Source organism: Polynucleobacter sp. 35-46-11, from assembly GCF_002281105.1.
On record NZ_NCFJ01000486.1, the window covers coordinates 1 to 1,878 of the forward strand.

At 47.8% G+C, this 1,878-nt stretch carries 2 protein-coding genes; both read left to right on the top strand.

Features of this window, described 5'->3' with window-relative positions:
- The first annotated feature begins 34 nt into the window (after window positions 1–34).
- On the top strand, window positions 35–487 hold the full coding sequence (smpB, locus tag B7Y67_RS16690) for an SsrA-binding protein SmpB (RefSeq protein WP_015421400.1): 453 nt from the start codon (window positions 35–37) through the stop codon (window positions 485–487).
- A gap of 108 nt (window positions 488–595) precedes the next feature.
- A partial coding sequence (locus B7Y67_RS16695) for a circularly permuted type 2 ATP-grasp protein (protein ID WP_293599590.1) occupies window positions 596–1,878 on the top strand: 1,283 nt, incomplete at its 3' end.

The following is a 1,878-nucleotide window of genomic DNA, read 5'->3' on the forward strand; positions in this document are numbered from 1 at the left end:
TCTGCCATAATCGATCTTGAGAAGCTAAATAAATATGAGTATCGTCGATAACAAAAAAGCCTTCTTCGATTATTTTATCGAGGAACGGTTCGAGGCAGGGCTGGTTCTGGAAGGCTGGGAAGTAAAAGCCATCCGCGCTGGTCGAGTCCACATTAAAGAAGCGTATGTCGTCATCCGTCGGGCGGAGCTATTCCTGATCGGTTGTCACATCACCCCCCTGCTATCAGCCTCCACTCATATCGTCCCAGACAGCACTCGTACCCGCAAACTTCTGCTCAATGCCATTGAGATTAAAAAGCTGATTGGTAAGGTTGAGCAAAAGGGCTACACCCTTGTCCCACTAAATCTGCATTTCTCGAAAGGCAATGTGAAGTGTGAAATTGGGCTGGCTCGAGGCAAGAAACAGCACGACAAGCGCGCAGCAACTAAAGAGCGTGAATGGGAAGTTCAAAAAGGACGAATTGCTCGAGGCGATCTGAACGCATAAGTCCCGGAGTGGATTTCTGAGTTATTAATGCACCAATAAAGTGCATAGGGCACCAAGCTGCCACATTCCCACCATAGCAGTTAAGCCCGAAGGCATTAGTTTGTAACTATGAAATTGCCTTTTGATGAAATGCTCGACGCCAGCGGAAAAGCGCGTCCCCATTACCAAGTTTTCCATAACTGGCTTAAGCAGCAAAGCGACACCCTTATGGGCCTCAAGCGCGCTGAAGCTGATCTCATCTTCCGACGAGTTGGCATCACCTTTGCTGTTTACGGAGACGATCTGGGGTCTGAGAGAACCATTCCCTTTGATCAAGTGCCCCGCATCTTTACCGCCAAAGAATGGGAGCAGCTCGAGGCTGGTCTTCGTCAACGGGTTAAAGCGCTCAATCGCTTTATCTACGACGTGTATCACGAAGAAGAAATTATCAAAGCCGGAATTATTCCTGCTGAACAGATTTATAACAATGCGCAATATCGCCCTGAGATGCGCAACGTCAACGTGCCGCGAGACATTTATGCGCAGATCGCTGGAATCGATATCGTGCGCGCTGGTGAAGGTGAGTTCTATGTTCTAGAAGATAACCTGCGCGTTCCATCTGGCGTGTCTTATATGGTTGAAGACCGCAAGATGATGATGCGCCTCTTCCCTGATCTGTTTCAGAAATATCGAGTTGCGCCGGTAGAGCACTATCCAGATTTTTTATTGGAGTGCTTAAAGTCAGTCAAACCGGATGATGTCAAGAAACCCAATGTCGTCGTGCTCACACCAGGCATGTACAACTCGGCTTATTTTGAACACAGTTACCTCGCTCAACAAATGGGTGTTGAATTGGTGGAAGGCAAAGATTTGTTTGTTAAGAACGAGCAAGTGTTTATGCGTACTACTCAAGGCCCTGAGCGTGTGGATGTGATCTATCGCCGCGTTGATGATGATTTCTTGGATCCGCTCGCATTCCGCTCTGATTCCACATTGGGAGTTGCTGGATTACTCTCTGCACATCGAGCAGGCAATGTGACCTTAGCTAATGCCATTGGTACCGGCATTGCTGATGACAAGTCCATCTACCCTTACGTGCCTGACATGATTGAGTTCTATTTAGGTGAAAAACCGATTCTGAATAATGTGCCGACTTTCCAATGCCGTAAGCCAGATGATCTCGCATATACCCTGGCCAATTTAGATAAGTTGGTGGTGAAGCTAACCCATGGTGCTGGTGGCTATGGCATGTTGGTTGGACCAGCATCCACCAAGGCAGAGATCGAAGAATTCCGCGGTCATCTGATTGACAATCCAGATAAATACATTGCACAACCAACTCTCGCACTCTCCACTTGCCCAACTTTTGTTGAGTCTGGTGTTGCGCCACGCCATATTGATTTACGGCCATT